This window comes from Mucilaginibacter gilvus (assembly GCF_004054195.1).
GTDB classification, from domain to species: domain Bacteria; phylum Bacteroidota; class Bacteroidia; order Sphingobacteriales; family Sphingobacteriaceae; genus Mucilaginibacter; species Mucilaginibacter gilvus.
Genome location: NZ_SBIW01000008.1, coordinates 208,512 through 233,342 on the forward strand (window position 1 = coordinate 208,512; position 24,831 = coordinate 233,342).

Below are 24,831 nucleotides of genomic sequence, written 5' to 3' on the forward strand. Positions count from 1 at the left end.
TTGAGGCTTAATTTCTATATTAGCTTTAACAAAACACCCCCTCCATGAAAAAAATACTCTTTATTGCGGCCATCATTGGCCTTGTTAATATAGCTAAGGCTCAAACTACACCAACCCTGTACCACCCCGAAGCGGATGCCAAAGCAGAAATAGCTGCTTCGGTAAAGAAGGCTGCTGCTGCGCACAAGAACGTTTTACTGCAAATTGGCGGCAACTGGTGCAGCTGGTGCCTGCGTTTTAACGGCATGGTTACCTCTACAGACTCTCTTAATACCTACATGAACAGCAATTACGAAATAGTGCACGTAAACTACAGCAAAGAGAACATGAACGAAAAGTTGCTTGCCGAACTTGGTTTTCCGCAGCGTTTTGGCTTCCCGGTGTTTATTATATTGGATGGCAAAGGCAATCGCTTACATACCCAAAACTCGGCTTACCTGGAAGAAGGCAAAGGCTACAGCAAAGAAAAAGTGCTGGAGTTTTTCCAAAACTGGGCACCCGCCGCGCTTGATCCTAAGAGTTATGTAGAAACGAAGACGAAATAAGAATTTAGCTTTAAATTTATACCCAACGTCATAGTTAAAGTTTAAAATGGTTAGCGCTAATGCTAACCATTTTCTGTTATATATCTTTTTATAAAACATCCCATACTGGTTTGCCAAAAATATCCGTTATGCTACCATTAACCTTATAAATCCAACATCATGAAAAAATTACTGGTAATAGTGGCCCTGGTGGCATTTGCATTTAACACGTGGGCACAACAAGTAGACCTTCGCCGTAAAATTGAAGTAAGCGGTACGGCCGAGCAGGAAATTACGCCCGACATTATCAACGTAACGATATCCCTAAAAGAATACATTAACGGAAATAAAAAAGTAACGATATCTGAGTTAGAAGCTAAATTACAAAAGGCCGTAGCACTTGCAGGCGTTGAAAAAAAAGATTTTACCATAAATAACCTTGATGCGTGGAATTGGAACGAGAAAAAAGGAAATCCGGGCTTTTTGGTGGGAAAGCAATATGGCATCAAATTTCACGACCTTGCCAAATATAATCAGATATTAAGCGAACTTGATCCAAAGGGCATAGAAGCTACAAGCATTGTTGGTTACGATCATTCTAAAATAACCACCTTTAAAAAAGAACTTAAGATAAAGGCTCTTTTAGCTGCTCGCGACAAGGCAGAATACCTGCTTGCAAGCCTCGGCGAAACCTTGGGCAGGCCCATCAGTATCACAGAGGCTGATAACAGCTACTTCCCGCGACAGGCAATCCCTTATGCCAATTCAATAAGCTATGCAGCGGAAGCTACCCCGTCGTCGAATATCAACTTCAAATCCATCAAGCTTAGCTTCCAGGTATCTGCCGTATTCGAGATAAAGTAAGCAAACAAAACGTACCAAAACAAAACAGGGTTACCGCTTATCGCAATAACCCTGTTTCTATTTTCAAACGCTTAAGACTTCCGCCTCAAGACTTATAACTCAAAATTATTCAACCACACTCACCCTAAGCATATTTGTTTTGCCATGTTTGGTGATAGGCACCGCCGCGGTATTGATAACCACATCGCCGGTGTGGATCAGGCTTTGTGCTTTCAGGATGTCGTTTACATCGGTAATGGTTTGGTCGGTGCTTTCTAAATGATCGTAGTAGAATGCACGTACGCCCCAAACAAGGCTCAGCGCGTTCAGGAGCTGTTTGTTTGATGTGAAGATGTACGTGCCCGCTTTTGGCCTGTAACTCGAAATTTCGAAGGCTGTGTAGCCCGAGGTGGTCATAGATACGATGCCCGCCGCTTTAGTATGCTCTGCAAGGTAAACCGCGCTGCCGCAAAGGTTATCGCTCAGGAAGTTTGGATGAGCGGTATCCAGATTCTCTTTTTTAGATGCATTGAACGGGTAGCCCAGGTCTTCCACGTTACGTACAATCTTAGCCATTGTCTCAATAACAATAACCGGAAACTCGCCAACAGAGGTTTCGCCGCTTAGCATCACTGCATCAGCGCCATCCAATACAGAGTTAGCTACGTCGTTCACTTCGGCGCGGGTTGGGCGCGGGGTAGTTATCATGCTTTCCAGCATCTGTGTTGCAACAATAACCGGTTTAGAGGCATCGCGGCATTTGCGGGCAATCATTTTCTGTAATAAAGGCACTTCTTCTAAAGGCATTTCCACGCCCAGGTCGCCACGCGCAACCATTACGCCATCGGTAGCAGCTATGATCTCGTCTATATTATCTATTGCTTCTGGTTTTTCCACTTTAGCAATTACGCGGGCAGTTTTGCCGCTTTCGCGGATGATGCGCTTTAGGTCTACAATATCCTGCCCGGTACGAACGAAGGAAAGGCCTATCCAATCCAGGTCCCACTCTAAGGCGTATTGCAGGTTAACTAAGTCTTCTGCGGTTAAGCTTGGGATAGATACTTTAGTATTTGGCAGGTTAACACCTTTGCGGGATGTTAATATACCACCGTGTACAACCTCGCAAATAACAGCGTCTTTACGGTTGGTCTCAATAACTTTCAGTTGCAGTTTTCCATCATCTAAAAGGATGATTTCATTTGCCTGCACATCTTGCGGAAAAGTTTCGTAAGTGATGTATATCTGGTTGTCATCACCAATACATTCTTTTGTAGTGATGTTAATGCGCGTACCGTTAATAAGATGTATACCCCCATCTTTTACCAATCCGATGCGGATTTTTGGGCCCTGTAAGTCGGCAAGGATACCCACGTTGGTTTTATATTCCGCGTTTATCTCGCGGATAAGGTCAACAAATTTCTTGTGGTCTTCTGGCTTACCATGCGAAAAGTTAAGGCGGCAAACGTTTAAGCCGGCGCGTATCATGGCCAGTAAAACTTCCTTTTTGGCTGATGCCGGCCCCATGGTAGCAACAATTTTGGTACGGTTATAATAAAAATTCATATTCTCAGGTTTAAATCGGGCTATTCTAATAATACTATAATAGTGTAGTATTGACACATCTAAATTTCCGCTAAAATAAAAGATTTTCCCGTGATTTTATTTTTTTCGGTTCAATCTTTACAGCGGCAACCACTTCGGGGATCCTATTAAGGGCCGAAATTAGGTGTTCAAGGTCGTTTTCGTCTATATAATTCTTTATTAATATAAAATAATCGGCCTCCCGCATTTCGGGCACAAGGTAACCGTCTGATCCCTTATTACCAATAAAAATAAAATCTGTTTCGGTAGTTTCCCAGCTATAATGGTAAATAGAGAACAAAACTTCGCTGCCACCGGGGCCAATATCCAATTTTAAATCATCTTCGCGCACAAAATTAAAGTTTAAACTTTTGTTAATAAGGTAACAAATGCGGTAATCTTTAAGCGATGTTGTAAGCGCAATTAATATAAAATCAAAATCGATCTCAAACTTTAAATTTTTCCTGTTCAAAATCATTACTTTTACGGCGTTAAAATTACTAATCCAAACCTTTGCATTAAAATATTGTTCTCTTAATTATGCGAAGTTTTTAGATTTGATATTTAACATAATTTATTTTTCTTTGCACTGAAAATTTATTAATCATTAAACTATTAAGACTATGTCTGATATCGCTTCAAGAGTAAAAGCTATTATCGTGGAAAAACTGGGTGTTGACGAAAGTGAAGTTACACCAGAAGCAAGCTTCACCAACGATCTTGGTGCGGACTCTTTAGACACCGTGGAACTAATCATGGAGTTTGAAAAAGAATTTAACGTTGCAATTCCTGATGATCAGGCCGAAACTATCGGTACTGTTGGCCAGGCTGTTGCTTACCTTGAGAAAAACGTTAAATAAGCTCCTCTTAAAACTGTTAAATGGAGTTTAAAAGAGTTGTAGTAACCGGGCTTGGAGCGCTTACTCCAATTGGTAACACCGTTCCTGAATATTGGAACAGTTTGATCAATGGGGTAAGCGGCGCTGCCTTTATCAAAAGTTTTGACGTCTCGAAGTTCAAAACTAAGTTTGCTTGTGAGGTAAAGAATTTTGACGCGGAAGGTTTTTTGGGCAGAAAAGAAGCCCGTAAGCTCGATCCGTTTGTGCAATATGCTTTATTTTCTACAGAAGAGGCTGTTAAAGATGCCGGATTGGATTTTGAAAAACTGGATACCAGCCGCATCGGCGTTATCTGGGGATCAGGCATCGGCGGGTTAAAAACGTTTTTAGATGAGGTTGTAAACTTTGCTAAAGGCGATGGTACACCAAAATTTAACCCGTTCTTTATCCCTAAAATGATAGCCGACATAGCACCAGGTCATATATCTATTAAATATGGTTTGCGTGGGCCAAATTTTACAACGGTTTCTGCTTGTGCTTCATCAAATAACTCGCTTATTGATGCTTTCAACTACCTGCGCCTGGGTAAAGCAAATATGTTTATCACCGGCGGGTCTGAAGCTATTATAAATGAAGCCGGTATTGGTGGTTTTAACGCCATGCACGCACTAAGTACACGTAACGACGACCCTGCAACCGCTTCGCGCCCGTTTGATCTGGACCGCGATGGTTTTGTTGCCGGCGAAGGCGCGGGTACCATTATTTTAGAAGAATTAGGGCACGCGCTTAAACGTGGTGCCAAAATTTATGCTGAAATGGTTGGCGGCGGTATGAGTGCCGATGCTTACCACATGACCGCTCCACACCCTGATGGGTTAGGCGCATCATTAGTGATGAAAGCTGCTTTAGAAGATGCCGGCTTAACCCCGCTCGACGTTGATTATGTTAATGTACACGGTACATCAACCCCAATTGGCGACCCGCAGGAAGTAAAAGCTATACAGGATGCCTTTGGCGATAGGGTGTACGATATCAACATCAGTTCAACAAAATCGATGACAGGCCATTTACTTGGTGCTGCAGGTGCTGTTGAAGCAATTGCCTCTATTTTGGCATTGCAAAACGGTATCATCCCACCAACCATCAACCACTTTACCGATGACCCTGCTTTTGATCCACGGATCAACTTTACTTTTAACACCGCGCAAAAACGCGAGGTAAATGTAGTGCAGAGCAATGGCTTTGGTTTTGGTGGCCACAATGCATCGGTCATATTTAAAAGATACCAGCAATAACTTCGTTGGATGCCACTTAGCCGTTTCTACAAGCTATATATTTCCCCTAATAGAAAATACGTTAAGGTTTTAAAGAATTTGCTCGGCTTCGTTCCGGGCAATTTATCTTTATATCGGTTGGCTTTTCGCCATAAATCGGTTGCCCAAAACATCAAAAAAGGGGTAAAAAACAGTAACGAACGCCTGGAGTTTTTGGGCGATGCCGTGCTGGGCAGTGTTGTAGCCGAAGTGCTTTTTAAGCTTTACCCTTATGAAGACGAGGGCTTTTTAACCGAGCTCCGTTCCAAAATTGTAAGCCGTAACAACCTTAATGCGCTGGGTAAAAAACTTGGCTTTGATAAACTGATAGAGTTTGATACCAAAATATTAAACTCCGGCAGGCAGGGTTCGCTCCTCGGCGATGCCTTTGAAGCGCTTATCGGCGCCGTTTACCTGGATAAAGGATACGATTTTACGCGCAATTTTTTGGTAAACCACATCATCAAATCGCACATAGATATCCACAAGCTGGAGCAAACCGAAACTAACTTTAAAAGCAAACTGATTGAATGGTGTCAGCGCCATGGTAAGGATATCAGCTTTGATGTAATAACTAATCTGGAAGGTGAGAGCCCCAAGCTGTTTACCATACAAGCCAGTATTGATAGCGAGGTAATGGGATCAGGCAAAGAATTCAGCAAAAAGAACGCTGAGAAATTGGCAGCGGAAAAAGCTTGTGCTGCGTTGGGAATATAAGAAATTTCGAATGTCGGATTTTCAATTTCGGATGTGAAAAGAGCCACTCACCATTCAACCACTCACCACTTACTAATATAACTTCGGCAAGCCGCTTTTATCACCTTCCTTGCGGAAATATTCAAAGTTTGATTTGATGTGTTTAATGAGATCGTAATCGGCCCATATTTTCAGGTCCTCAAAAGACGGGCGCCAGTAATCCATGAATTTTTGTACCTGTGTGGTGTCTGTTAGGCCAGTTATGCGCATTACCAGCGGTTTATTGTACCTGCGATCTACCTCGCTGGCCTCCACTTCGCGTTTGGCAAAGGTGGCAAAGCGGCGCGCGCGCGCCGGGGTTTTACCAAACAGTTCGTAAAAGCCAGTTATGGGCGAGGTAAGGAATGATAGGGCAGGCGGCTTGCCATTATAAAAAGTACCCTTGCTTCGGTACGCGCCCATTATTTCTTTCAGTTCCTGCTTTTTGGTTTGCCCGGTAATGCGTACTTCGGCCAGTTTAAACTCGGGCTGCATGTAAACTACCATGCTAAAGCCTTCGTACTCTTGTTTTTGCACCGTATAATCCAGCTTTGTAAATTCAAGCGTATCGCCGAGGTTTGCTTTAATGGTATAATTTCCCAACTCATCGCTGGTGGCCGAGATCCTATTTTTTAGGTTGGTTACCTTCACGGCAGATAGTCGCTCGTTAGATATTTTACGGTAGGTGGTTCCCTTAGCCTCCTGCGCGTTAGCGTAAAACGGGCAACAGAGCATCAACAAAAATGGAAATGATAGCAGGTGCTTCAAGGGCATAAATATTTATAGTACAAACTTATAGCTAAAAAACGATTCGAAATGTGAAAAAGTGTTAAAAGCGGATGTGCAGATAAGCGGATTTCAAATGTGCAGATGGAGGAATAGGAAGATGGGCTTTTGGCGAGCCTGTCTCAAATCTCATTTCTCAAATCTTTCTTTATCTTTGCACATGATAAAATCCATGACAGGGTATGGAATTGCCAGCTTCGACTCGGGCAGAACAAAATATACCGTCGAAATTAAATCCCTGAACAGCAAATTTTTAGAGCTTTCTTTACGCTTACCAAAAATATTCTCGGAAAAAGAATTTCAGTTGCGTAACGATTGTAGCAAGCAAATTGAACGCGGTAAGGTAAATTTATCCATCAATGCAGAGCAGGCAAATGCCGCGGAAATAAAAGCCGCCGGTATTGATAAAGCCTTGCTAAAGCACTACTACAACCAGTTAAAAGCTGTTAGCGATGAATTGAACGAACAGGGCGGAAACCTGCTGCAATTAGCGCTGGGTTTACCTGAGGTGGTTAAGTTTGAAGAGGAATCTATATCAGAGGATGAATGGAAATTGGTAGAGAAAACCTTTAACCAAGCCATGGCTGCTTTCCAGAAATTCCGCAGCGATGAAGGTAACGTGCTGGAGCAGGATATTAAAATGCGTATTGGCATTATCCTCAAAAACCTGGAGTTGGTTGAGATTGAGGAGCCGAAACGCGTACCTGTTATCCGCGAACGCCTTAACAGCTTTTTGAGCGAGGCAATCGGTGCGGATAGCATCGACAAGAACCGTTTTGAGCAGGAACTGATCTACTTTATAGATAAGCTGGATATCACCGAAGAAAAAATAAGACTAAAAGCGCATTGCGATTACTTTATAGAAACGCTGAAGAACGCCGATGCCAATGGTAAAAAGCTTGGCTTTATTTCGCAGGAGATAGGCCGCGAAATAAATACCCTCGGCTCCAAAGCAAATGATGCCAACATGCAAAAGCTGGTGGTAGGCATGAAAGAAGAGCTTGAAAAAATTAAAGAACAACTGTTAAACGTGCTATAGTTCATTAGTTCAATGGTTCATTAGTTCATTGGTTTGCATGGCGGACTGTACTAATAAACTATTGTACAAATGAACGAGTGAACTAATGAACCAATGACCAAAGAAGGTAAACTCATCATATTTTCGGCACCATCGGGTGCGGGTAAAACTACTATAGTACACCATTTGCTTGGTAAGATCCCTAACCTGGAATTTTCTATTTCTGCTACTACGCGCCCGGCCCGTGGCGATGAGGAAGATAGCAAGGATTATTACTTCATCAGCCTGCCCGAATTTACCCACCGTATCGCTAAAAAGCAGTTCGTAGAGTTTGAAGAAGTTTATACAGGTACATTCTATGGAACCCTGCGTACCGAGATTGAGCGTATTTGGGCAAAAGGAAAAACGGTTATTTTTGATATTGACGTAGAAGGCGGCCTTCACCTGAAACGTAAATACGATGGACAGGCCCTTGCCATATTTGTACAACCGCCATCTTTAGAGGTTTTAAAGGAGCGCTTAACAGGCCGAGGCACCGATAGCGCCGAAAAACTACTGGAACGCTTTGAAAAAGCGGAAAAAGAACTAAACTACGCTCCGCAATTTGATATTATCCTCAAAAATTACGATCTTGAAACGGCTTGCGCCGAGGCGGAGAAACTGGTGGCGGATTTTATTGGGTCATAGTTGATGGTTCGTTGTTCATAGCCATCTTCGCTCCAGTATAATTAAAGGGCAGCCAAAAAAAGTACCGATAGCAAGCAACCAGCCTGTTATGATCCATGCACTATTAACCATGAACAAGAATGAAAATAGGCTTATTATTCGGTTCGTTCAATCCCATACACATCGGGCATTTAATTATTGCCAACTACATGGCCAACCATACAGCGCTGGATAAGGTGTGGCTGGTGGTATCGCCGCAAAACCCGTTAAAAAAATACGGCGACCTTATTAATACTTACGACCGGCTGGAAATGGCTAAATTGGCTACCGATAATGCCACCAATATAGCCGTGAGCGATGTGGAGCTTAAACTGCCGCAGCCATCATACACCATAGATACCCTCGCCCATTTAAAGGAGAAATATCCCGAGCACGAGTTCGCGCTGATCATGGGCTCGGACAACCTGGCCACGTTACACAAGTGGAAAAACTACCGCCTCATTCTGCGCGATTACCGGATCTTTGTTTACCCGCGCCCCGGGCATGAAAACGCTGAATTTGCATCGCATCCATCCGTTACTATTACGATGACACCGCAGATGGAACTTTCTGCAACCTTTATCCGCAAATCCATCGCCGAAAAAAAGAACGTGCAATATTTTGTCCCCGACCCTGTTTTGAAGTTTATAGAGAGCAAGGGTTTGTATAAGTAATCTCTTGCTTCCTGTTCCTGAAATTTTGCTGCTATTCTTCCTATCTTTGCTCTTGTGAGCGAGAAAACCATCTTAAAATTACAACTCCCTACCGACCCTTTGTGGGTGAAGAATGTGGTGGAAAGCAACATCGAAGAATTGCTTACCGACCACGCCTACTGCGAGCAAAAGGCCGCTACCAATGCTATCACCCTTATTGTACAAAACCCCAACCTGAGCGATGTAGTTCAGGAGATGATCGCCCTGGCGCAGGAAGAAATGGAACATTTTAAACGCGTACACGATATCCTGCTGCAACGCGGCTTTAAACTGGGTAAAGAACGTAAGGATAATTACGTGAACGAGCTGCGCAAATTCATCATTATTGGCGGTGGCCGCGAAGCACAACTCATCGATAGGCTGCTGTTCTCGGCCATGATAGAGGCCCGCAGCTGCGAACGTTTTAAGGTACTGTCCGAAAACATTAATGATACTGCCCTCTCGGAGTTTTATTATGAACTAATGGTAAGTGAAGCTACGCACTATGCCATGTTTATCCGCCTGGCAAAAAAACACGCCGTTGAGATAGATGTGGACAAACGTTGGAAAGAGTTCCTGGATTTTGAAGCGCAGGTGATCCAAAACTATGGCAAAGGCGAAACCATCCACGGGTAAATAGCAATACCCGTCAGTTTTTGAATTCAAGTTAGTTTCATCTGTTAATACATTATCAGGAAAATCATGGTTCAGAAAAAGGGTGTTATGTTTACACCACAAACCCAACTACATCCCTTAAATAAGCGTCCATCATTTCGATATCTACGATATCGTTCATATACCCGATGTGCATATCGGGTCGAATGATAAGGGCTTTGCGCTGGCCGGGGCGCACTTCAAACCTATCCAGCACGTGCTGGTTTTTATCTGATGGCGGCAGGTGGAAAAAGTTGAGCGTAAGGTTATACTTCTGCGTTATCCATTTGGCTAATGTGAACAGGTAACTTTCCTGAATAATACCGATAGTAATGAGCGTGAAACCGGGCTTGCTGCACCAGGCGTGGATGTCTGTTTTGGTTTGTTTCTTCTCGTCGAAAATCTCCAGGTATGGGAGCCTGTCGCCGGCCTGTATAATGGCCTGGTAGCCGAGCTGACGGTTCAAGGTACTATTGCGATAACTGATGCCGGTTTGCGATACACCTTTAAAAAAGGCCGCACGCATTTTGTCGCTTTTCCCAAAGAATTTAAGCGCAGGCGGCACGATGAAGCGTTTGACAAAATTACTAAACAAACTCTGCGAGGTAACCATGTTAAATACCTTGTCGGTGCTGTTCAGCAAATCGCGGGCAACAGGCATACGTTCTTCCGCGTAGCTGTTTAATATACCGGGGACAAACTGCTTGTTTACTACACCCGCCAGCTTCCAGGCGAGGTTATAGGCATCCTGAAGTCCTGTATTCATGCCCTGTCCGCCAACCGGCGAATGGATATGCGCGGCATCGCCCACCAAAAAGCATCGGCCATCACTAAATTTTTCGGCCATGCGGTGGTGCAGCTTATAAATGGTGAACCAGTTTACCTTTTCCACGTCCAGCGGCAGTGCGGTTATTGCGCGCAAATGCGGCAATACATCATCAAATTTTTTTTCTGCGTCATTATCCAATGCTGCAGGCAGGTTGCCTACCACCCGGAAGTTACTTTCCTCAGGCATCAGAAAAAAACCTGCGAAGCCTTTATTGGATAGAAACAGGTGTACAAAGTCGTCGGTAAAGGAGTTGTTTATTTTAATATCGGCCAGGTAAAATTTATGCTGGTAAGTATCACCGTTAAACGGAATGCCCAACTGCTTGCGTACTACACTGTGCGCGCCATCGGCACCTACCACATAGCCACAGTTAACCATTTGGGTGTTGTCTCGGGTTTGGAGTTCCGCCTCAACACCACTCTCCGTTTGCTTTAAGGTAACAAGAGAGGTTTGCCAATAAACCGGGCAACAGTTTAGGGTAAGATAATCCAGCAAAACGCGTTCGTTTTTGCTTTGCGGAAACATTAACACATAAGGGTAGGGTGTTTGCCCGGTGCCAGCATTTTGTAAAGGCAGAGTGGCCATAACCTTGCCTTCGCGGTGCAACATCGCACCGGCAGCTGGCTTGCCTTCCTTTAATACCTGTTCTACAACGCCCATTTGCCGGTAGATCTCCAGCGAACGGGCCTGCACTGCCAATGCTTTTGATTGATTGGTTGGGCCCTGCCGGGTATCAATAATGGTAGGGATCACCCCATGCCGCAGCAATTGGGCAGCCATCATCAGCCCCGAGGGGCCTGCTCCTACTATAAGTACTTCAGTTTGTTTTGGCAGAGCGATCATCGTTCGTTACGCGTGGAAGAGTAAGAAAATAGCCGGGCGCTTGCGCAGATCAGGTACTTGTTTTTTCCAGTCGCCTATACTCATGGTTTTTATAAATTCGGTTGATGCTGTAATATCGCAAGCAATGCAAAGCCTTGTTTGCGGCTTGCAGGCTTTCAGCACATCATCCAGCATACTATCATTACGGAAGGGGGTTTCGATAAATAATTGCGTTTGATTCTTCTCGGCCAATGCTTCCAGTTCTTTTATTTTTTTGGCGCGTTCCACTTTATCAATGGGGATGTAACCATGAAAGGTGAAGCTTTGTCCGCTAAACCCGGAGGCCATCAGCGCTAACAATATAGAGCTTGGGCCTACCAGGGGCACTACTTTGATTCCTTTGCGGTGAGCCTCGGCCACAATGTCCGCGCCCGGGTCGGCAATGCCGGGGCAGCCCGCTTCGCTCATTAAACCAACATCATTTCCAGCCATTAAACCTGCGAAGAACTCTTTTAAGCCATCGTCGCGCTTGTGCTTGCCATAATCGTGGATCACCAGTTCGCTTTGCGGCGTTTTTAGTCCGGCCTCTTTTAAAAAGCGGCGGGCGGTTTTCTCGTTCTCTACAATGTACTCTTTTACCACGTTAATGGTATCTACAAGGTAGGGGGTAAATGATTTTGCCGATGCGGCATCGGCGAGGGGTACGGGTATTAAAAAAAGCGTTCCTGGTTGCATTATGCAAATTGACGTTTTTTATTTAATTTAAGCTAATTGTAAAACCGTTTAAAATATGAAATCATTAGGCATCAACTGGTTCATAGAAGGCTCGATAGATTTTGAGCATAAAAAATACATTTTGCTGGATTACCTGCAGGAAATAAACCGCCACTTTGATAAGAGCAGGCTGTACCCCAACCTTACCGACCTGATATTCCATTACAACAACCTGCTGGATTTTAAGAATAACAAGAGCGCCCTGCAGCAGGCTTTTCCGCAACGGCTCACCAAAGCGGATATTGATGCCGTGAAACTCACCTACCAGAAAATAGTACAGGACGATACATCGATGGCAGAGATAGAAAGCATTATTTATTATGCGCTTGCCAAAATGAACCCGGCGATACAAACCGGTAAAGAGATCTACGATTTTGTGGAAAGCCGACTGAATATCGACCCGATAGGTTTGGTGCCGCTGATGCCTTACCACGGCTATTTTAGCTTGCGGAACGGCAAGGAGCGCACCAATTACATCTACGAATACCAGGTAACCATTTTTGAAAATAAGGACGATAAATTCCGTGGCATCAACGTGCAGTTTATTGATACCTACGAGCAAAGCATCACCACAACGCCCGAATACATTAAGCTCGACCTGATCCGCCGACACAAACACCTGCCCAACCCTGCGCTGTATTATGTGCAAAGCGACATCACCTTCCCACTGGAGCAAACTTTATTACCCGTGGCGAAGCGGAGTTTGGTGAAGTATATATCGAACGCGGCTTGATAGAGTAATGAGTTACCGCGCGCAAAACTCATTACTCATACAAACTCAAACTACTACACCAACTTCGCTAACGCGGCCTTCACCCTTGGCAGCAGATCCTTCATATCCTGTAGGGTGCTTGCCCCAACAGATACGCGGAACCATGCGCTATCATCGCCTGTGCCAAATGCCGAGAATGGCACCAGGGCTACACCCGCATTTTTAATCAAATAAAAGTTCACATCGGCAGAGTTAGCCAATACGTTACCTTCCGGTGTGGTTTTGCCAATATAATCAACCTTAACGGTTAAATAAATGGCACCCATCGGCTCGATAGAATCAATGCTGAAGCCTTCGGCCTTTAAAGCCTGGAAACCTTCGTGCAGCGTATTTAGACTGGCCTGGATGTTTGTTTTTAAAGTATCGAGGAAGGTATCAACAACGGGTTCGTTCTTTAAATACTCCGCCATGGCAACCTGCTCTGCCTTGGGCGACCAGGCACCCATATGGCCAACAATGGCTTTCATGTTGTTAATGATCTCCGCCGGGCCAAAGCCCCAGCCTACGCGTACGCCGGTTGCTGCAAAGCATTTAGAACCGCCATCTACAAACACCGTGTAATCTTTCAATTCAGGGCGTAAGGTAACCGGGTCGTAATGTTTGTATTCGCCAAAGGTGAGCTGTGAGTAGATCTGATCGTACAGCAGGTACAATGGTTTTTGATCTGCGGGGCGGCTTTTGTTTTCGGCAATAACCAGGTCGCAAATCTCTTCCAGGTCCTTTTTACTGAACATGGTGCCGGTTGGGTTCAACGGCGAGCACAGGGCCAGCAAGGTAGCACCTTTTAAATGCGGGCGTAGTTCATCCGCCGTTGGCATAAAATTATTTTCGGCACGGGTTGGCACAATAAGCTTCTCGGCACCGGTTAGGTCGCAGTAATGGTTATTGTTCCATGATGGTGCAGGGAATACTACCCAGTCGCCGGGGTCAACCAGCGCTAAATAGGTAGAATAGATGAGCGGGCGCGAGCCGCCGGAGATCAGGATCTCGTTTGCACCGTACTCCAAACCCATGCGGTTCTTTAAAAAGCCAGATACGCTTTGGCGAAGGCTCAGCATACCATCCGCAGGCGGGTAATTGGTTTGGTTTTTATTATAGGCATCAATAATGCCTTCCTTCAGTTCGGTAGGGATAGGGTAAATATCAGCGTCGAAATCGCCGATAGTAAGGTTGGCTATGTTTTGGCCTTGTTTTTTTAACTCGTTTATTTCGCCTGCTATTTTTATAATCTCAGAGCCGCTTAAATTTTGCGCTAATACCGATACTTTCATTATAGATTTTATAAAGTTGCAAATATAGGGTTAGTTGAGGTAAAAGGTGAAAGGATAAAGGTAAAAGGTTGAGCCTATAGAAGCCTCTCCTAAACGGCGCAGCCCTCATGTAATAATCCTCTCCAAAGGATATAGCCCATCAAAAGGCAGTATATTCAATTTTGTAAGCCCTGCAATGAATCGCTTCAATTTTGCCACCTTTTACTAACCATCAACCATCCTTGCGTGGAATTAGGGTTAACAAAAGTTAACACAATTTCAATAAATATTTTGTAAAAAACTGATAATCAATTAGATAAGAAAATGGTGGGTTAACACTTTTTTTTATCATTGTGTCACCATAAATCCGAGATCTTTTAATAGGAAACTGCAAAGGAATTTAAGAAACAATGTATTCTAATGGGCTATTGCATTTTGTAGGGCGCCGGGTGAATCAAAAAAAGACGAAACATCTTTCGATATTCCGTCTTTTTTTGATTCTTGTGTCTTGCAGTCTTGCTTCTACTACAAGTATGCCTTTCGGAGCCTGATGATCCTGGCCCAGTGCATCAATTTCATTATCGGGTAAACCGGGTCTATCTCAAACCATTTTGCGCCAAAATTTGCATTGTTGGGGCGTTTGTGGTGGTTGTTCTGGAATAATTCACCAAGCATCAAAAAGTCGAACGGGGTTGTATTTTTTGATTTGTCGTTATTATCAAAGTTTGCGTAACCGTATTTGTGGCCGCACCAGTTTACGATAGCGCCGTGGATTGGGCCCATCATAAAGTGGATAGGGATCAATAAAAACATCCACCACTGTGTTGCAAAAAATACATAGAAGGCTACATATAAGCCGCCGAATATAAGGCGGGATATTATCGAAGAGCCAACATAATCTAAAAACTTCCACTCAGGGTAGTTGCCTTTAAAGCGTTCTTCGGGTTCTTTTAAACGTTTAATATGGTCGCGGTAGCTTAATACGGTATGCCACATCATTTGGAATACATCCGTAAAAAAGTGAGGTGAATGCGGGTCTTTTTCGGTGTCGCTGTATGCATGATGCTCGCGGTGCATAATAGCATAAGCCCTTGGGTTTAAAAATGATGAACCCTGGAACACATACGTCATGATATAAAAGGTGCGCTCAAAAAATATGTTAGTAGTAAACATTTTATGAGAGGCGTACCTGTGCAAGAAGAACGTTTGAAAAAACAGGGATAAAAACCAGTGGGCGAGGAAGAATATTAGTATTATCACAAAATTTTAATTAATGTGGGCGTATTATTTATAACGATTACAAATATAACGATTAAATCGTTCTTTTGGTTTTATAATTACATATCCCTGGTGTTAAATTAAAAAGCCGCGCCTTGTTAACAGACGCGGCTTTCGGTATGAAAAGAAATGAATTGGCTTACGCCTGTGCATCTCTTAAGGCTTTGATACGATCGTGCCCTTCGTTAATCGCCTGCTGTTGGGTAGCAATTAACGAACTGTGTTCGGACGATAAGCCGTTATCTGCGGTTAAGGCATCACGATATGCTTTTTTTATAGCATCCTCGCCGCGTTCGCATTCAGATAAGATGGCTTTACGGTCGTGGCCGCTAAAGGTGGCTTTTACATCCAGCCATGTACGATGGATGGTGCCCGATACCGAATTGCCGGTTTCTAATTCGCCACCTGTTTGGCCAACTGCTGCGCTTAGCTCCTGTACGTTTTGGCGGCTATCGCTCGCGAATTTTTCGAAAACGGCCTTCAGGTCGGCATCGCCTTCGCCCAGGTCTTTAGCCGCGCGGGTGAAACCGTCTATACGGTCGTTATTAATTTCTATCAGGTCATTTAATACTTCTGCTGATTTTTCTGTGGTAGTTTCCATAGTGATGTTTTATTGTTTGTTGATAGAGTATATGCAACCACTATGCCATTAATTAATTTCTAATTAAAAAAATTGTAAAAAATATCAATAAGTCCTGTATAGCTACAGCGAGAGAAAATAAATTTTAACGAATGTGGAAAAGAAGCCGATGTTTAATGAAACCGGGAAACAGACAGGCTGTACTGTTTTTTACTGCATCAAATATTAATCATTCGTCCGCCGGTTTTTAAGCCAGTAAAAGCCCAGGTTAACGGCGATAATGAGATGATTAAAAACAGTAGGTATCAGTCCGTAGTGCTTTTTCATAATACGGAAGCGTTCCTGCAGGCTTTGGCGATGTTTTGCTTTTGACATACCTCCAACCAGGTATTTGGCTACATAGCCATCCACTTTTACTATCGTTTTCGCTTTTTTTGCCGCGCGGATTATCCAGTCGATATCGGCGCTGAGATGGTAAGCCGGGTCATAAGGCCCCGCGAGTGTCCTGCGGATGTAGATAGCCTGATGGCTTATGCTCATGCCAAACTTAAACCCTTTCCAATTGAATTTTGCAGGGGCTTTATGGCGACGCTGGCCGAGGCTTTCGCGCCTTGCGTTCAGCATTTCGGTTTCGCCGTAATAAATATCGGCATCATCGGCGGTAGCAAAAACTTTTTCAACCGTATCAGCAGCGTAAAACTCATCGCCAGAATTCATGAAGATCACGTAATCGCCGGTAGCCAAAGTCAGCCCCTTGTTCATGGCATCGTAAATACCTTTATCGGGTTCGGTGATGAGTTTGGCAATGCGGCTTTTATAGGTATTGATGATATCCAATGTGCCGTCCGTGGAGCCGCCGTCTATCACAATATATTCTATAGCTGGATGGGTTTGGTTAAGTACAGAAAGCAGGGTACGGCCAATATCGGCAACGTTATTATATACTACCGTGATGACAGAGAGGGTTGGTTTCATACAAAAGCTAAGTTAGTCATCAATCTTTTGGATGGAGTGGTTTATTTATAGCCGGATACTTTTTGTTGTATACAGCTTCAACGCTATCGCCAATATTTAAATTATGATCATGCGCATTGCCTGTATATTGTTTTCCATTGACTGTAAACGAATACGAGTAAGAAAATCCATGACTAATGGGTTGGTTGCCCATGAAGTTTTTCTCGTCGATAAGCACCGCTTTTACAATTTGAGGATCATCTCCCCAAAAATTGTCGGTAAAAGAATTTAATGCTACTTTGGTTATGAAATACCCAACCAGTGCGATGGCTAATATAATATAAAACCAATCGCGTGCTTTCAATTAGTCGATTTGTTTAAGATATTGTTATACAGCCTGATGTATTGCCCCGCAACTTTTTCGTTATTAAAATCGCGCAGTACTTTTTCGCGTGCCGCTTCGGAAAGTATTGCTGGGTCTGCGGCAGTCAACACATAATTAACGCCCGCCGCCAGATTTGCCGACGACTTAAACGCAGCGAGGTAGCCATTCTGTTGATGGTCTATCATATCCGGGACGCCGCCGGTATCAAAAGCAACTACAGGCGTTCCGCAGCTCATGGCCTCCATAATGGTATTGGGGAGGTTATCCTCTATTGATGGCAGCAGGAATACATCCGCCAGACTGTAGATCTCCGCGAGATCGCTTGGCGAGCTGATGATATTTAACTGATGTACAGGGAAGGGTAAGGTGCTGGTATCAAAACGCTTGTTCTTGCCGAAGATCACTATCTCTATATTTTTCGTACCGGGATAATTTTTAAGATAGTCCAGCGATTCTATTAGGTAGGCCAGTCCTTTGCGCCTGTCGGCAATATTTGCCGCGCCGAACAGGATGATCTTTTTCCCCGCATCGATACCCCATTTCTTCCTTGCTTCATCCATTTTTCGCGGCGAAAAAAGTTCGGTATCAATTGGGTTCGGGATGGCCTGTACGCTGGCATTTGCTAAAAGCGTACTTTGCTTTGCTACCTGGCCCAGCCAGTTGCTGCAGGTTACAAAAGAAATATTTTTGGCGTCGCTCAGCATTTTGCTTTTACGCTGCCAGCCGGTGTGCGAGATATCGTTGGGGTTTGGGTTCCGTAAAAAATAGCAATTGCCACACTCCATTTCAAAGTGGTTGCAGGTGCCCGCGTAATGGCAGCCCCCGGTAAACACCCACATATCGTGCAGCGTCCACACGATGGGTTTATTTAGCCTGATGAGTTTATCCAGATCATCTATGGAAAGGAAACCGGAGTTTGTCCAGTGGATGTGCAGGATGTCGGCATCCTGTATTACAGACTCGTTGCTGATATCGGTACCTGCATTGGCGGTAGAAAAAGCGAAGCGTACACTCCTATCTTTAGCTTTAAAGGCAATAAAGGGCAGGCGTTCGTAAAAAAAATCGATTTGGGAGTGGAGCTTATCCAGCTTGGTTTTTTCTACCGAATACACGGCCGGCTCGTTTCGGTTCTTGTGTTGCACCACCATGGTCACCTCCACCTGCTGTAGTTGCAAGGCCTTTAATAAGCGCATGCAGGCTTCGGCGGCACCCCCGCCCGAGTCAGATGTGTTTATTAAAGCAACCTTCATAGGCAATGTCATTTATCGGGGCAAGTATAATGATACTAAAATTAAAAATTTTACTTTTGAACGCTTCATCTTTATCAACTCGAAGCATCACAGCAAAATTAAAAGGCAGGCATGAATTTTTTCGCGTATTTATTCCAGGATTGGCGGGCCAACCGGGGCAATATAAAAGCGCGGCTGGTGCTGTTTATGTTCCGGCTGGTAAATGCCATTAACCGCTACATGCTGCTGAAGATCATCTTTTTCCCTTACCTCATGTTCTACCGTTTTTTTGTAGAATGGAGTTTAGGGGTAGAACTGCCACGTAAACTTACCATAGGTAAAAACCTGGTTTTTTATCACGGCCAGGGCCTGGTGGTAAACTACGGAACTATTATAGGCGAAAACTGTGTATTACGTAACGGTGTCACCATCGGCCACAAAAAACTGGCAGATGGCAGCCATAGTCGCTGCCCGCAGATAGGCAACAATGTAGATATCGGCCCCAACGTTTGCATCATTGGTGATGTAGTCATTGGCGATAATGTAACAATAGGTGCCGGAGCGGTAGTGGTAAAAAGCATACCGGCAAACAGCACGGCGGTGGGCAACCCGGCGCGTGTGCTCGAAAATAAAACAGGAGCTTCAACCCAAACAAACGATATTTAATGGACAATAATTTAACCGACAGGGCCTTTTGGAAATCGTTTTGGGAATCGAGAATCGGGCTCATATTCAAACTAAAGCCGAACTATGTTTTCGGCGATGTACTGGGGAAGATCATTAAGGATAAGAACGCTAAAACCGCTATCGAGCTGGGCGGCTTCCCCGGCTATTACGCCATCTACCTTAAAAAATACAAAGGGCTTACTACCACTCTGCTGGATTACTTTATCCATCCAAAACTGGTAAAAGACCTGCTTTCCATAAACGACCTGAAAGAGGGCGACATCAATATCATTGAAGCCGACCTTTTCACCTGCCAGCCTGCTGAAAAGTACGACATGGTGCTTTCCTTTGGCTTGATAGAACACTTTAACGATACCAAATTCATCATAGGCGAACACCTAAAGTTTTTAAAGCCTGGCGGCACCTTGTTTATTACCCTGCCTAACTTTAAAAGCGTGAACGGCTGGGTACAGCGCAATTTTGATAAAGAGAATTATGATAAGCACAACATCAACAGTATGGACCTCGCCCTGCTAAAAAGCAGCTGCGAAGCCCTGGGTTTAAAAAATGTAGAAGCTTATTATCATGGCCGTTTTTCGGTATGGCTGGAGAATAAATCAGAACAAACCGCAGTGGCCAAGTTGCTGATGAAAACCATTTGGGTGGCCGGCAAAGTGTTTACTAAAGTTGTGCCGATAGAGAGTAAAGCGCTATCGCCTTATATTGTGGTGAGGGCAACGATGTAGTTTCTCCCTCGTACCTCGGTTGGAGATAAAATCCTGGTAAAACCAAGCACAAAAAAAAGCCCCGCAATTTCTTGCAGGGCTCATGAATATCTTAGCTAAAATTACACGACGTAATTCCAGCCATGCGTATCAGGCGTGGTGCCGTATTTAATGGCATCCAGTGTGTTGAATACGCGTTTAGAAAACGCCCTTGTTTCCGGGTCGCTCAGGAAGTATTCTTCGCCGTTGTAGCTGATAGAGCCTACTGGTGCAATGGTTGCAGCTGTGCCTGCACCAAAAGCATCGGTTAGTTTCCCGTTTTTGGCACCTTCTATAATTTCGGCTACAGAAACTTTACGTTCTTCAACGGTGATGCCCCATTCTTTGGCCAATGCAATAACCGTATCGCGGGTTACACCATCCAGGATGGTGTCTTTTGCTTCGGCGGTTATCAGTTTGCCATCCAGCAAAAACATCGCGTTAGCGGCACCCATTTCTTCTATAAATGCGTGTTCTTTAGCGTCGGTCCATATCAACTGATCGAAACCTTCTTCTGCAGCTTTGCGGGCAGGCAGCATAGACGAACCGTAGTTACCTGCGGCTTTCGCAAAACCCATACCGCCTTCGGCGGCGCGGGTGTAATGCGTTTCTATCTTTACACGCAGCGCTTTTGAAAAATATGGGCCAACCGGGCCAACAAGTACTACAAATTTATAGGTCGCCGATGGCGTTACGCCCAGGTATGGGTCGGTAGCAAACATAAACGGCCTGATGTAAAGGGCGTGGTTCTCTTTAGTTGGGATCCATTCGCGGTCAATATCTACCACGGCGGCAATGCTCTGCACAAATATTTCCTGTGGCAGCGTTGGCATGCAAAGGCGCTCGGCCGATTTATTAAAACGGATGGCATTTTTATCGGGACGGAAAATAGTGACCGTACCATCGGCATGTTTGTAAGCTTTAATGCCTTCAAAAAAAGCCTGTCCGTAATGCAGGGCAGAAATAGCAGGGCTTATGGCAATAGGGCCGTAAGGGACGATCTCGAAATTTTTCCATTCGCCGTCGATGTAATCTGCCACAAGCATGTGGTCAGAAAAAGTGCGCCCAAAGGGCAGGTTGTCAAAATCGGTTTGCTCTAAACGCGATTGTGAGGTTTTGGTAAGTTTGATGTCCAAAGTTTCGGTCATGGCAGTACATATTAATCGAAAAATGGCAAGTTAAAAAATTTTCGCCTGATTTTTCACTTTTTAAACTACTAAAGGTATATTAGTAGGCTTAAACCCTAAACATACAATGTCGAAATATGAATTGACCACGGAGGGCCGGCTTAAATTAAAGCAGGCGTGGACCTTTAGCATCTTAGCCTCATTTGCTGCAATCATCGGAATTTTTTCATACAGCCTGCTTTACCGTACCGGCGATACCATTAGCGTAACCATTTTCGCGGTGATTTTGGCAGCACTTACCGGCTTTTTCTTTTATGGCCGTAAAAAGTATTTTTTGAATACCGATAGCACCGAGCTTACTGTTGATGACGATAAAATTACGTTGCATGTATCCGGGCAGCCCGATGTAGCCATCACGTTCGAGAACATCAGCCAGGTAAAATCCGCTAAACAAGGCATCTACCTCATCAATAAATTCCCATCAAAAAAATCGTTGTTTGTGATGGATAAATTTGAATGTTTCGACGAGATACAAAAGCTGGTTGCCGACCGTGTGAAGGAATACAGCATGTTAACCGTTCGCTAAAAATTGATAAACAGGAGCAGCACCCTTCTGCTACTGTACTATGGTGAAAGCAATCCCTACTATAACCCGCTCACCACTTTTTCAACCCAGCCTTTACCCCAGTTTTCTAATTCCTCTGCAGACCATAACGAAGGATAGAACACCCGTTTCTGAAAACGCGGAGGCAGATACTTTTGCCAGTTGGTGCCGCCGGTGGCTTTTATTTCCTCGGGTTCGCGGTGCAGGTAGCGCACGGCAGATTTATAGTGCGATAGCGGCCAGTTTACGTTTACATTGATATCCAGTTGCTTTAGCTGTTCGGCCAGTAAGGTGGTGTTTTCGCCTTTTTCGGTCAATTGTTTGTATAGGCTGTAAAAGTTGGTTGTGCTGACACTCTTGCCCAGTTCTATAAACGTTTTGGCGTATTTTTTTTCGAATTGTTTTAGGGTGAGTGTTTTTTTGCCGGTTGAAAGTTCGGTAGCGCCGAATTTCCAGTAGATATATTCAAATTGTTCTTCAATAGATGCGACGCGCAATTCTTCGCGCTGATCTTTTGCTACGAGGTTAATAAAATCGGTAGCATAGATCTCTATCATGCGGTATTGCCCGCTCTGGAAACCGCTCGCCGGCAATAAGGACATGCGGAACTGCAGGAACTGCTCTTTCTCCATCCCATCTACCATAATTTCGAAGGAATTGGTAAGCGCCTCAAAATAGCGGTTGATGCGTTGCACACGGCGGGTGAAAAATTCGGAAGTTAAAGGCTGGACGGCGGCTATCTGCTTACATTCGTGCAGGCTCAGCTTAAAATACAATTCTGTTATCTGGTGATACATGATGAAGATCTCCTCATCGGGGAATGGTGTTTTAGGGCTTTGCAGGCTCAGTAAAGTATCCAGGTGGATATAATCCCAGTACGTAAGGAAATCGGCGTGTAGCAGGCCATCCAGGTAGCTGCTCATATCCTGCCCCATGGCCTCGTACTTTTCTTGCAGCAGCGCTATTTTATTTTCTATTTCCGGGGAGATGCTCATATATGGGGGTAAAGATAGGGAAGGATTTCGAATGTTCAATTTCGAATGTAAAAGGCTCAACTGGGAGAACAAATTTGAAATTGAACTTTCGCAATTCGAAATAATGATATATTTGCAAGGTAAGGCAATGGTGTTCTGCCTATTTGAACCGCTGCAAAGCTGATGACGCCTACCCAAATAAGTTGTTTATTTGCATGTAGGTTATGTTTAAAAAATTCCTTTCCAATCAACTCGATCTCTTAAAATATTTCACCCGTTGGGCTGTTATTGTAACCCCTGTCGCTATTGCTATAGGTAGTTTGGTAGCGTTGTTTCTTTGGCTGCTTAACTGGGCCACGCTTTTCAGGTTTGGGCATACCTGGCTGTTGTACCTGTTGCCGTTGGCGGGTGTGGTCATCCATCTCCTGTACAAATGGTACGGGCAATCTGCCGAGAAAGGCAATAATCTTATTATTGATGAGATTCACCAGCCAGGTGCCGGCGTGCCCAAACGGATGGCACCGCTCATTTTAATTACAACGGTTATTACCCACTTATTTGGCGGCTCTGCCGGGCGCGAGGGTACGGCGGTGCAAATTGGCGGCAGCCTGGCCAACCTGTTTGCGGGCATTTTTAAGCTGGATGAGGCAGATAAAAAAACCATGCTTACCGCAGGGGTAGCGGCAGGTTTTGGCGCAGTATTCGGCACACCGCTTACGGGTACCATCTTCGCGCTGGAAGTAATTGCCATCGGGCGCATTAACTATACGGCATTGCTGCCTTGCCTCATCGCCGGGCTTATCGGCGATATCACCGTATCGGCATGGGGCATTAAGCATACCCTGTACCACGTAGATATTGTTGATACCGGGCAGGTACTGTACGGGCAGCATTTGCCGGTGAGCCTGATATTGCTGGCCAAGGTGATAGCTGCGGCTGCCATTTTTGGTTTGGTAAGTATGGCCTTTGCAAAGGCCGTGCATTTAGTTAAAAACTTTTCTTTAAAATGGATAAAAATAAACTGGCTGATACCGGTTTGCGGTGGCTCGGTAATTATCGGCCTGACCTTTTTATTGGGCAGGCCCGATTATTTGGGCTTGGGTGTAGCACCGGAGCACCCCGGCGCGGTTACTATTGTGTCGGCATTTCAACAGGGCGGCAGCTTCACGTTCAGTTGGTTATGGAAGTTGACCTATACGGCCATAACCTTGGGCACAGGCTTTAAAGGTGGTGAGGTTACACCATTGTTTTATATCGGCGCTACGCTCGGCAATACGCTTGGCGAATTGATGAACGCACCTATAGGCCTTTTCGCCGCGCTTGGTTTTATTGCGGTATTTGCAGGCGCTACCAATACGCCTTTAGCTTGTACTATAATGGGGATAGAACTTTTTGGCGGCGAGTACGCGTTGCTTTTCGCGGTGGCCTGTTTTACCGCTTACTTTTTTAGCGGCGAAGGCGGCATTTATCCTGCACAGCGGGTGGCCCATACTAAATTGCCCGTGGGCGAGGCGGCTAAACCTAAGTACCTGCACCGGATGCTGGCAAAATATAAATTATAGCTTCGGCATCTTTGCAAAAACATATCGCCTGCAAATTGTTTAACAAGTGTTACCCAAAACCCTTACAACCATGCATATCAACAAGATCCTTATCGGTATAGACGACAGCAAGTATGCCGAGTACGCGGCCTCTTATGGCTTCGACCTGGCCAAAACTTTTAATGCCCACGTGGGGCTGGTAAATATTGTAGAGCCTATGGTAACACCGGTAACCAGTAACGATACCATTACCGGGCTACCTTTTCAGGATTCGGGCGTGAACGAGGTGGAGTTGCTGAACATGCAGGAAGACATGAGCGATAATATTGTTAACCGCACCATAAAAAAGTATGCCGGCGATTTGCAGGTTACCCACTTTAATGAATACGGCTCAACTGCCGATGGCATACTGCATTGCAGTAAAGAGTTTAAAGCAGATCTGATTGTTATAGGGACACATGGCAGAACAGGTATCGACCGCCTGCTGATGGGCAGCGTAGCCGAAAGCGTGGTACGCAATTCGCATATACCGGTACTTGTAGTTCCGTTGACAGAAAAGTAATATCGAACACCGAATAATGAATTTCGAAGT

The 24,831-nt window shown here is 44.6% G+C and carries 28 protein-coding genes and 1 riboswitch; of the genes, 15 read left to right on the forward strand and 13 right to left on the reverse strand.

The annotated features are described in order from the left end of the window. The first annotated feature begins 44 nt into the window (after positions 1 to 44). Together EPL05_RS17725 and EPL05_RS17730 are read left to right on the forward strand one after the other, a co-directional pair. Entirely contained in the window at positions 45 to 545 is a 501-nt protein-coding gene (locus EPL05_RS17725; RefSeq protein WP_128535323.1) for a thioredoxin family protein, read from the forward strand. A gap of 159 nt (positions 546 to 704) precedes the next feature. Beyond that, positions 705 to 1,388: an SIMPL domain-containing protein gene (locus EPL05_RS17730; protein ID WP_128535324.1), complete on the forward strand. Its 684-nt coding sequence runs from the start codon at positions 705 to 707 to the stop codon at positions 1,386 to 1,388. Positions 1,389 to 1,493: 105 nt separating this feature from the next. On the opposite strand, the gene pyk is transcribed toward EPL05_RS17730, so the two are convergent. Next, positions 1,494 to 2,930 (reverse strand): pyruvate kinase, encoded by a 1,437-nt coding sequence (gene pyk / locus EPL05_RS17735; protein ID WP_128535325.1) that lies wholly within the window; start codon positions 2,928 to 2,930, stop codon positions 1,494 to 1,496. A 70-nt stretch (positions 2,931 to 3,000) separates the two neighbouring features. Next, complete coding sequence (locus EPL05_RS17740; protein ID WP_128535588.1) at positions 3,001 to 3,420, reverse strand: IPExxxVDY family protein; 420 nt, start codon at positions 3,418 to 3,420, stop codon at positions 3,001 to 3,003. A 151-nt stretch (positions 3,421 to 3,571) separates the two neighbouring features. Between EPL05_RS17740 and EPL05_RS17745 the strand changes: the two genes are divergently transcribed. The 3 genes from EPL05_RS17745 to rnc are packed head-to-tail and all read left to right on the forward strand — an operon-like array spanning position 3,572 to position 5,817. Next, entirely contained in the window at positions 3,572 to 3,808 is a 237-nt protein-coding gene (locus EPL05_RS17745; protein ID WP_031266521.1) for an acyl carrier protein, read from the forward strand. Positions 3,809 to 3,828: 20 nt separating this feature from the next. Beyond that, complete coding sequence (gene fabF, locus EPL05_RS17750; RefSeq protein ID WP_128535326.1) at positions 3,829 to 5,082, forward strand: beta-ketoacyl-ACP synthase II; 1,254 nt, start codon at positions 3,829 to 3,831, stop codon at positions 5,080 to 5,082. Positions 5,083 to 5,091: 9 nt separating this feature from the next. Then, entirely contained in the window at positions 5,092 to 5,817 is a 726-nt protein-coding gene (gene rnc, locus EPL05_RS17755; RefSeq protein ID WP_128535327.1) for a ribonuclease III, read from the forward strand. A gap of 72 nt (positions 5,818 to 5,889) precedes the next feature. Here the strand turns inward: rnc and EPL05_RS17760 are convergent, their stop codons facing one another. Continuing rightward, positions 5,890 to 6,603 (reverse strand): hypothetical protein, encoded by a 714-nt coding sequence (locus EPL05_RS17760; RefSeq protein ID WP_128535328.1) that lies wholly within the window; start codon positions 6,601 to 6,603, stop codon positions 5,890 to 5,892. 178 nt (positions 6,604 to 6,781) lie between these two features. On the opposite strand from EPL05_RS17760, the gene EPL05_RS17765 reads away from it, so the two are divergent. The 4 genes from EPL05_RS17765 to miaE all read left to right on the forward strand — a co-directional run bounded on the left by EPL05_RS17765 (position 6,782) and on the right by miaE (position 9,672). Then, on the forward strand, positions 6,782 to 7,660 hold the full coding sequence (locus EPL05_RS17765; protein ID WP_243837321.1) for a YicC/YloC family endoribonuclease: 879 nt from the start codon (positions 6,782 to 6,784) through the stop codon (positions 7,658 to 7,660). A 93-nt stretch (positions 7,661 to 7,753) separates the two neighbouring features. After that, positions 7,754 to 8,326 carry a guanylate kinase gene (gene gmk / locus EPL05_RS17770; RefSeq protein WP_128535329.1) on the forward strand — a complete coding sequence of 191 codons (573 nt, stop codon included), beginning with the start codon at positions 7,754 to 7,756 and terminating at the stop codon, positions 8,324 to 8,326. Positions 8,327 to 8,445: 119 nt separating this feature from the next. Beyond that, complete coding sequence (nadD, locus tag EPL05_RS17775) at positions 8,446 to 9,018, forward strand: nicotinate (nicotinamide) nucleotide adenylyltransferase (protein ID WP_128535330.1); 573 nt, start codon at positions 8,446 to 8,448, stop codon at positions 9,016 to 9,018. 54 nt (positions 9,019 to 9,072) lie between these two features. Further along, complete coding sequence (gene miaE, locus EPL05_RS17780; RefSeq protein WP_243837322.1) at positions 9,073 to 9,672, forward strand: tRNA-(ms[2]io[6]A)-hydroxylase; 600 nt, start codon at positions 9,073 to 9,075, stop codon at positions 9,670 to 9,672. Positions 9,673 to 9,763: 91 nt separating this feature from the next. Here the strand turns inward: miaE and EPL05_RS17785 are convergent, their stop codons facing one another. Then, positions 9,764 to 11,362 (reverse strand): FAD-dependent monooxygenase, encoded by a 1,599-nt coding sequence (locus EPL05_RS17785; RefSeq protein WP_128535331.1) that lies wholly within the window; start codon positions 11,360 to 11,362, stop codon positions 9,764 to 9,766. Between the two features lie 6 nt (positions 11,363 to 11,368). Further along, complete coding sequence (locus EPL05_RS17790; RefSeq protein ID WP_128535332.1) at positions 11,369 to 12,076, reverse strand: SAM-dependent methyltransferase; 708 nt, start codon at positions 12,074 to 12,076, stop codon at positions 11,369 to 11,371. A 55-nt stretch (positions 12,077 to 12,131) separates the two neighbouring features. On the opposite strand from EPL05_RS17790, the gene EPL05_RS17795 reads away from it, so the two are divergent. After that, a complete protein-coding gene (locus tag EPL05_RS17795) occupies positions 12,132 to 12,848 on the forward strand; it encodes a hypothetical protein (protein ID WP_128535333.1) in 717 nt (238 codons plus the stop codon). 53 nt (positions 12,849 to 12,901) lie between these two features. Here the strand turns inward: EPL05_RS17795 and EPL05_RS17800 are convergent, their stop codons facing one another. The 6 genes from EPL05_RS17800 to EPL05_RS17825 form a co-directional block, all read right to left on the reverse strand. Then, positions 12,902 to 14,158: a pyridoxal phosphate-dependent aminotransferase gene (locus EPL05_RS17800; RefSeq protein WP_128535334.1), complete on the reverse strand. Its 1,257-nt coding sequence runs from the start codon at positions 14,156 to 14,158 to the stop codon at positions 12,902 to 12,904. Positions 14,159 to 14,662: 504 nt separating this feature from the next. Beyond that, complete coding sequence (locus tag EPL05_RS17805; RefSeq protein ID WP_128535335.1) at positions 14,663 to 15,397, reverse strand: acyl-CoA desaturase; 735 nt, start codon at positions 15,395 to 15,397, stop codon at positions 14,663 to 14,665. A 157-nt stretch (positions 15,398 to 15,554) separates the two neighbouring features. Next, positions 15,555 to 16,016 carry a ferritin-like domain-containing protein gene (locus EPL05_RS17810; RefSeq protein WP_128535336.1) on the reverse strand — a complete coding sequence of 154 codons (462 nt, stop codon included), beginning with the start codon at positions 16,014 to 16,016 and terminating at the stop codon, positions 15,555 to 15,557. 204 nt (positions 16,017 to 16,220) lie between these two features. Next, entirely contained in the window at positions 16,221 to 16,970 is a 750-nt protein-coding gene (locus EPL05_RS17815) for a glycosyltransferase family 2 protein (protein ID WP_128535337.1), read from the reverse strand. Positions 16,971 to 16,989: 19 nt separating this feature from the next. After that, the gene (locus tag EPL05_RS17820) at positions 16,990 to 17,313 is read right to left on the reverse strand and encodes a hypothetical protein (protein ID WP_128535338.1); all 324 of its coding nucleotides are present in this window, start codon (positions 17,311 to 17,313) and stop codon (positions 16,990 to 16,992) included. Next, positions 17,310 to 18,584, reverse strand: coding sequence for a glycosyltransferase family 4 protein (locus EPL05_RS17825; RefSeq protein WP_166727739.1), 1,275 nt, complete (start codon positions 18,582 to 18,584; stop codon positions 17,310 to 17,312). Before EPL05_RS17825 ends, EPL05_RS17820 begins: the two co-directional genes overlap by 4 nt. A 111-nt stretch (positions 18,585 to 18,695) precedes the next feature. On the opposite strand from EPL05_RS17825, the gene EPL05_RS17830 reads away from it, so the two are divergent. Beyond that, positions 18,696 to 19,229 (forward strand): serine acetyltransferase, encoded by a 534-nt coding sequence (locus EPL05_RS17830; RefSeq protein WP_128535340.1) that lies wholly within the window; start codon positions 18,696 to 18,698, stop codon positions 19,227 to 19,229. Further along, entirely contained in the window at positions 19,229 to 19,975 is a 747-nt protein-coding gene (locus tag EPL05_RS17835) for a class I SAM-dependent methyltransferase (protein WP_128535341.1), read from the forward strand. The genes EPL05_RS17830 and EPL05_RS17835 overlap by 1 nt, the downstream gene beginning before the upstream one ends. Before the next feature lie 101 nt (positions 19,976 to 20,076). Here EPL05_RS17835 and EPL05_RS17840 read toward each other — a convergent pair whose 3' ends face one another. Beyond that, complete coding sequence (locus tag EPL05_RS17840) at positions 20,077 to 21,141, reverse strand: branched-chain amino acid aminotransferase (protein ID WP_128535342.1); 1,065 nt, start codon at positions 21,139 to 21,141, stop codon at positions 20,077 to 20,079. A gap of 106 nt (positions 21,142 to 21,247) precedes the next feature. Between EPL05_RS17840 and EPL05_RS17845 the strand changes: the two genes are divergently transcribed. After that, positions 21,248 to 21,706 carry a hypothetical protein gene (locus tag EPL05_RS17845; protein WP_128535343.1) on the forward strand — a complete coding sequence of 153 codons (459 nt, stop codon included), beginning with the start codon at positions 21,248 to 21,250 and terminating at the stop codon, positions 21,704 to 21,706. A 59-nt stretch (positions 21,707 to 21,765) separates the two neighbouring features. On the opposite strand, the gene EPL05_RS17850 is transcribed toward EPL05_RS17845, so the two are convergent. Continuing rightward, the gene (locus EPL05_RS17850) at positions 21,766 to 22,719 is read right to left on the reverse strand and encodes a tryptophan 2,3-dioxygenase family protein (RefSeq protein WP_128535344.1); all 954 of its coding nucleotides are present in this window, start codon (positions 22,717 to 22,719) and stop codon (positions 21,766 to 21,768) included. Between the two features lie 114 nt (positions 22,720 to 22,833). After that, positions 22,834 to 22,898: riboswitch (Fluoride riboswitch) on the forward strand. Positions 22,899 to 22,922: 24 nt separating this feature from the next. On the opposite strand from EPL05_RS17850, the gene EPL05_RS17855 reads away from it, so the two are divergent. Next, positions 22,923 to 24,260 carry a voltage-gated chloride channel family protein gene (locus EPL05_RS17855; RefSeq protein ID WP_128535345.1) on the forward strand — a complete coding sequence of 446 codons (1,338 nt, stop codon included), beginning with the start codon at positions 22,923 to 22,925 and terminating at the stop codon, positions 24,258 to 24,260. Positions 24,261 to 24,330: 70 nt separating this feature from the next. Further along, positions 24,331 to 24,801 carry a universal stress protein gene (locus EPL05_RS17860; RefSeq protein ID WP_128535346.1) on the forward strand — a complete coding sequence of 157 codons (471 nt, stop codon included), beginning with the start codon at positions 24,331 to 24,333 and terminating at the stop codon, positions 24,799 to 24,801. The last annotated feature ends 30 nt before the right edge of the window (positions 24,802 to 24,831 follow it).

Excerpts from the sequence above, each read along its gene's own strand:
- pyk (WP_128535325.1), bottom strand. The coding sequence starts at position 2,930 with ATGAATTTTTATTATAACCGTACCAAAATTGTTGCTACCATGGGGCCG.
- EPL05_RS17815 (WP_128535337.1), bottom strand. The coding sequence starts at position 16,970 with ATGAAACCAACCCTCTCTGTCATCACGGTAGTATATAATAACGTTGCC.
- EPL05_RS17795 (WP_128535333.1), top strand. The coding sequence starts at position 12,132 with ATGAAATCATTAGGCATCAACTGGTTCATAGAAGGCTCGATAGATTTT.
- gmk (WP_128535329.1), top strand. The coding sequence starts at position 7,754 with ATGACCAAAGAAGGTAAACTCATCATATTTTCGGCACCATCGGGTGCG.
- EPL05_RS17765 (WP_243837321.1), top strand. The coding sequence starts at position 6,782 with ATGATAAAATCCATGACAGGGTATGGAATTGCCAGCTTCGACTCGGGC.
- EPL05_RS17860 (WP_128535346.1), top strand. The coding sequence starts at position 24,331 with ATGCATATCAACAAGATCCTTATCGGTATAGACGACAGCAAGTATGCC.
- EPL05_RS17840 (WP_128535342.1), bottom strand. The coding sequence starts at position 21,141 with ATGACCGAAACTTTGGACATCAAACTTACCAAAACCTCACAATCGCGT.
- EPL05_RS17785 (WP_128535331.1), bottom strand. The coding sequence starts at position 11,362 with ATGATCGCTCTGCCAAAACAAACTGAAGTACTTATAGTAGGAGCAGGC.
- EPL05_RS17790 (WP_128535332.1), bottom strand. The coding sequence starts at position 12,076 with ATGCAACCAGGAACGCTTTTTTTAATACCCGTACCCCTCGCCGATGCC.
- EPL05_RS17850 (WP_128535344.1), bottom strand. The coding sequence starts at position 22,719 with ATGAGCATCTCCCCGGAAATAGAAAATAAAATAGCGCTGCTGCAAGAA.
- EPL05_RS17725 (WP_128535323.1), top strand. The coding sequence starts at position 45 with ATGAAAAAAATACTCTTTATTGCGGCCATCATTGGCCTTGTTAATATA.
- EPL05_RS17830 (WP_128535340.1), top strand. The coding sequence starts at position 18,696 with ATGAATTTTTTCGCGTATTTATTCCAGGATTGGCGGGCCAACCGGGGC.
- EPL05_RS17730 (WP_128535324.1), top strand. The coding sequence starts at position 705 with ATGAAAAAATTACTGGTAATAGTGGCCCTGGTGGCATTTGCATTTAAC.
- fabF (WP_128535326.1), top strand. The coding sequence starts at position 3,829 with ATGGAGTTTAAAAGAGTTGTAGTAACCGGGCTTGGAGCGCTTACTCCA.
- EPL05_RS17810 (WP_128535336.1), bottom strand. The coding sequence starts at position 16,016 with ATGGAAACTACCACAGAAAAATCAGCAGAAGTATTAAATGACCTGATA.
- EPL05_RS17835 (WP_128535341.1), top strand. The coding sequence starts at position 19,229 with ATGGACAATAATTTAACCGACAGGGCCTTTTGGAAATCGTTTTGGGAA.
- EPL05_RS17825 (WP_166727739.1), bottom strand. The coding sequence starts at position 18,584 with ATGAAGGTTGCTTTAATAAACACATCTGACTCGGGCGGGGGTGCCGCC.
- rnc (WP_128535327.1), top strand. The coding sequence starts at position 5,092 with ATGCCACTTAGCCGTTTCTACAAGCTATATATTTCCCCTAATAGAAAA.
- nadD (WP_128535330.1), top strand. The coding sequence starts at position 8,446 with ATGAAAATAGGCTTATTATTCGGTTCGTTCAATCCCATACACATCGGG.
- EPL05_RS17855 (WP_128535345.1), top strand. The coding sequence starts at position 22,923 with ATGTTTAAAAAATTCCTTTCCAATCAACTCGATCTCTTAAAATATTTC.
- EPL05_RS17745 (WP_031266521.1), top strand. The coding sequence starts at position 3,572 with ATGTCTGATATCGCTTCAAGAGTAAAAGCTATTATCGTGGAAAAACTG.
- EPL05_RS17845 (WP_128535343.1), top strand. The coding sequence starts at position 21,248 with ATGTCGAAATATGAATTGACCACGGAGGGCCGGCTTAAATTAAAGCAG.
- EPL05_RS17800 (WP_128535334.1), bottom strand. The coding sequence starts at position 14,158 with ATGAAAGTATCGGTATTAGCGCAAAATTTAAGCGGCTCTGAGATTATA.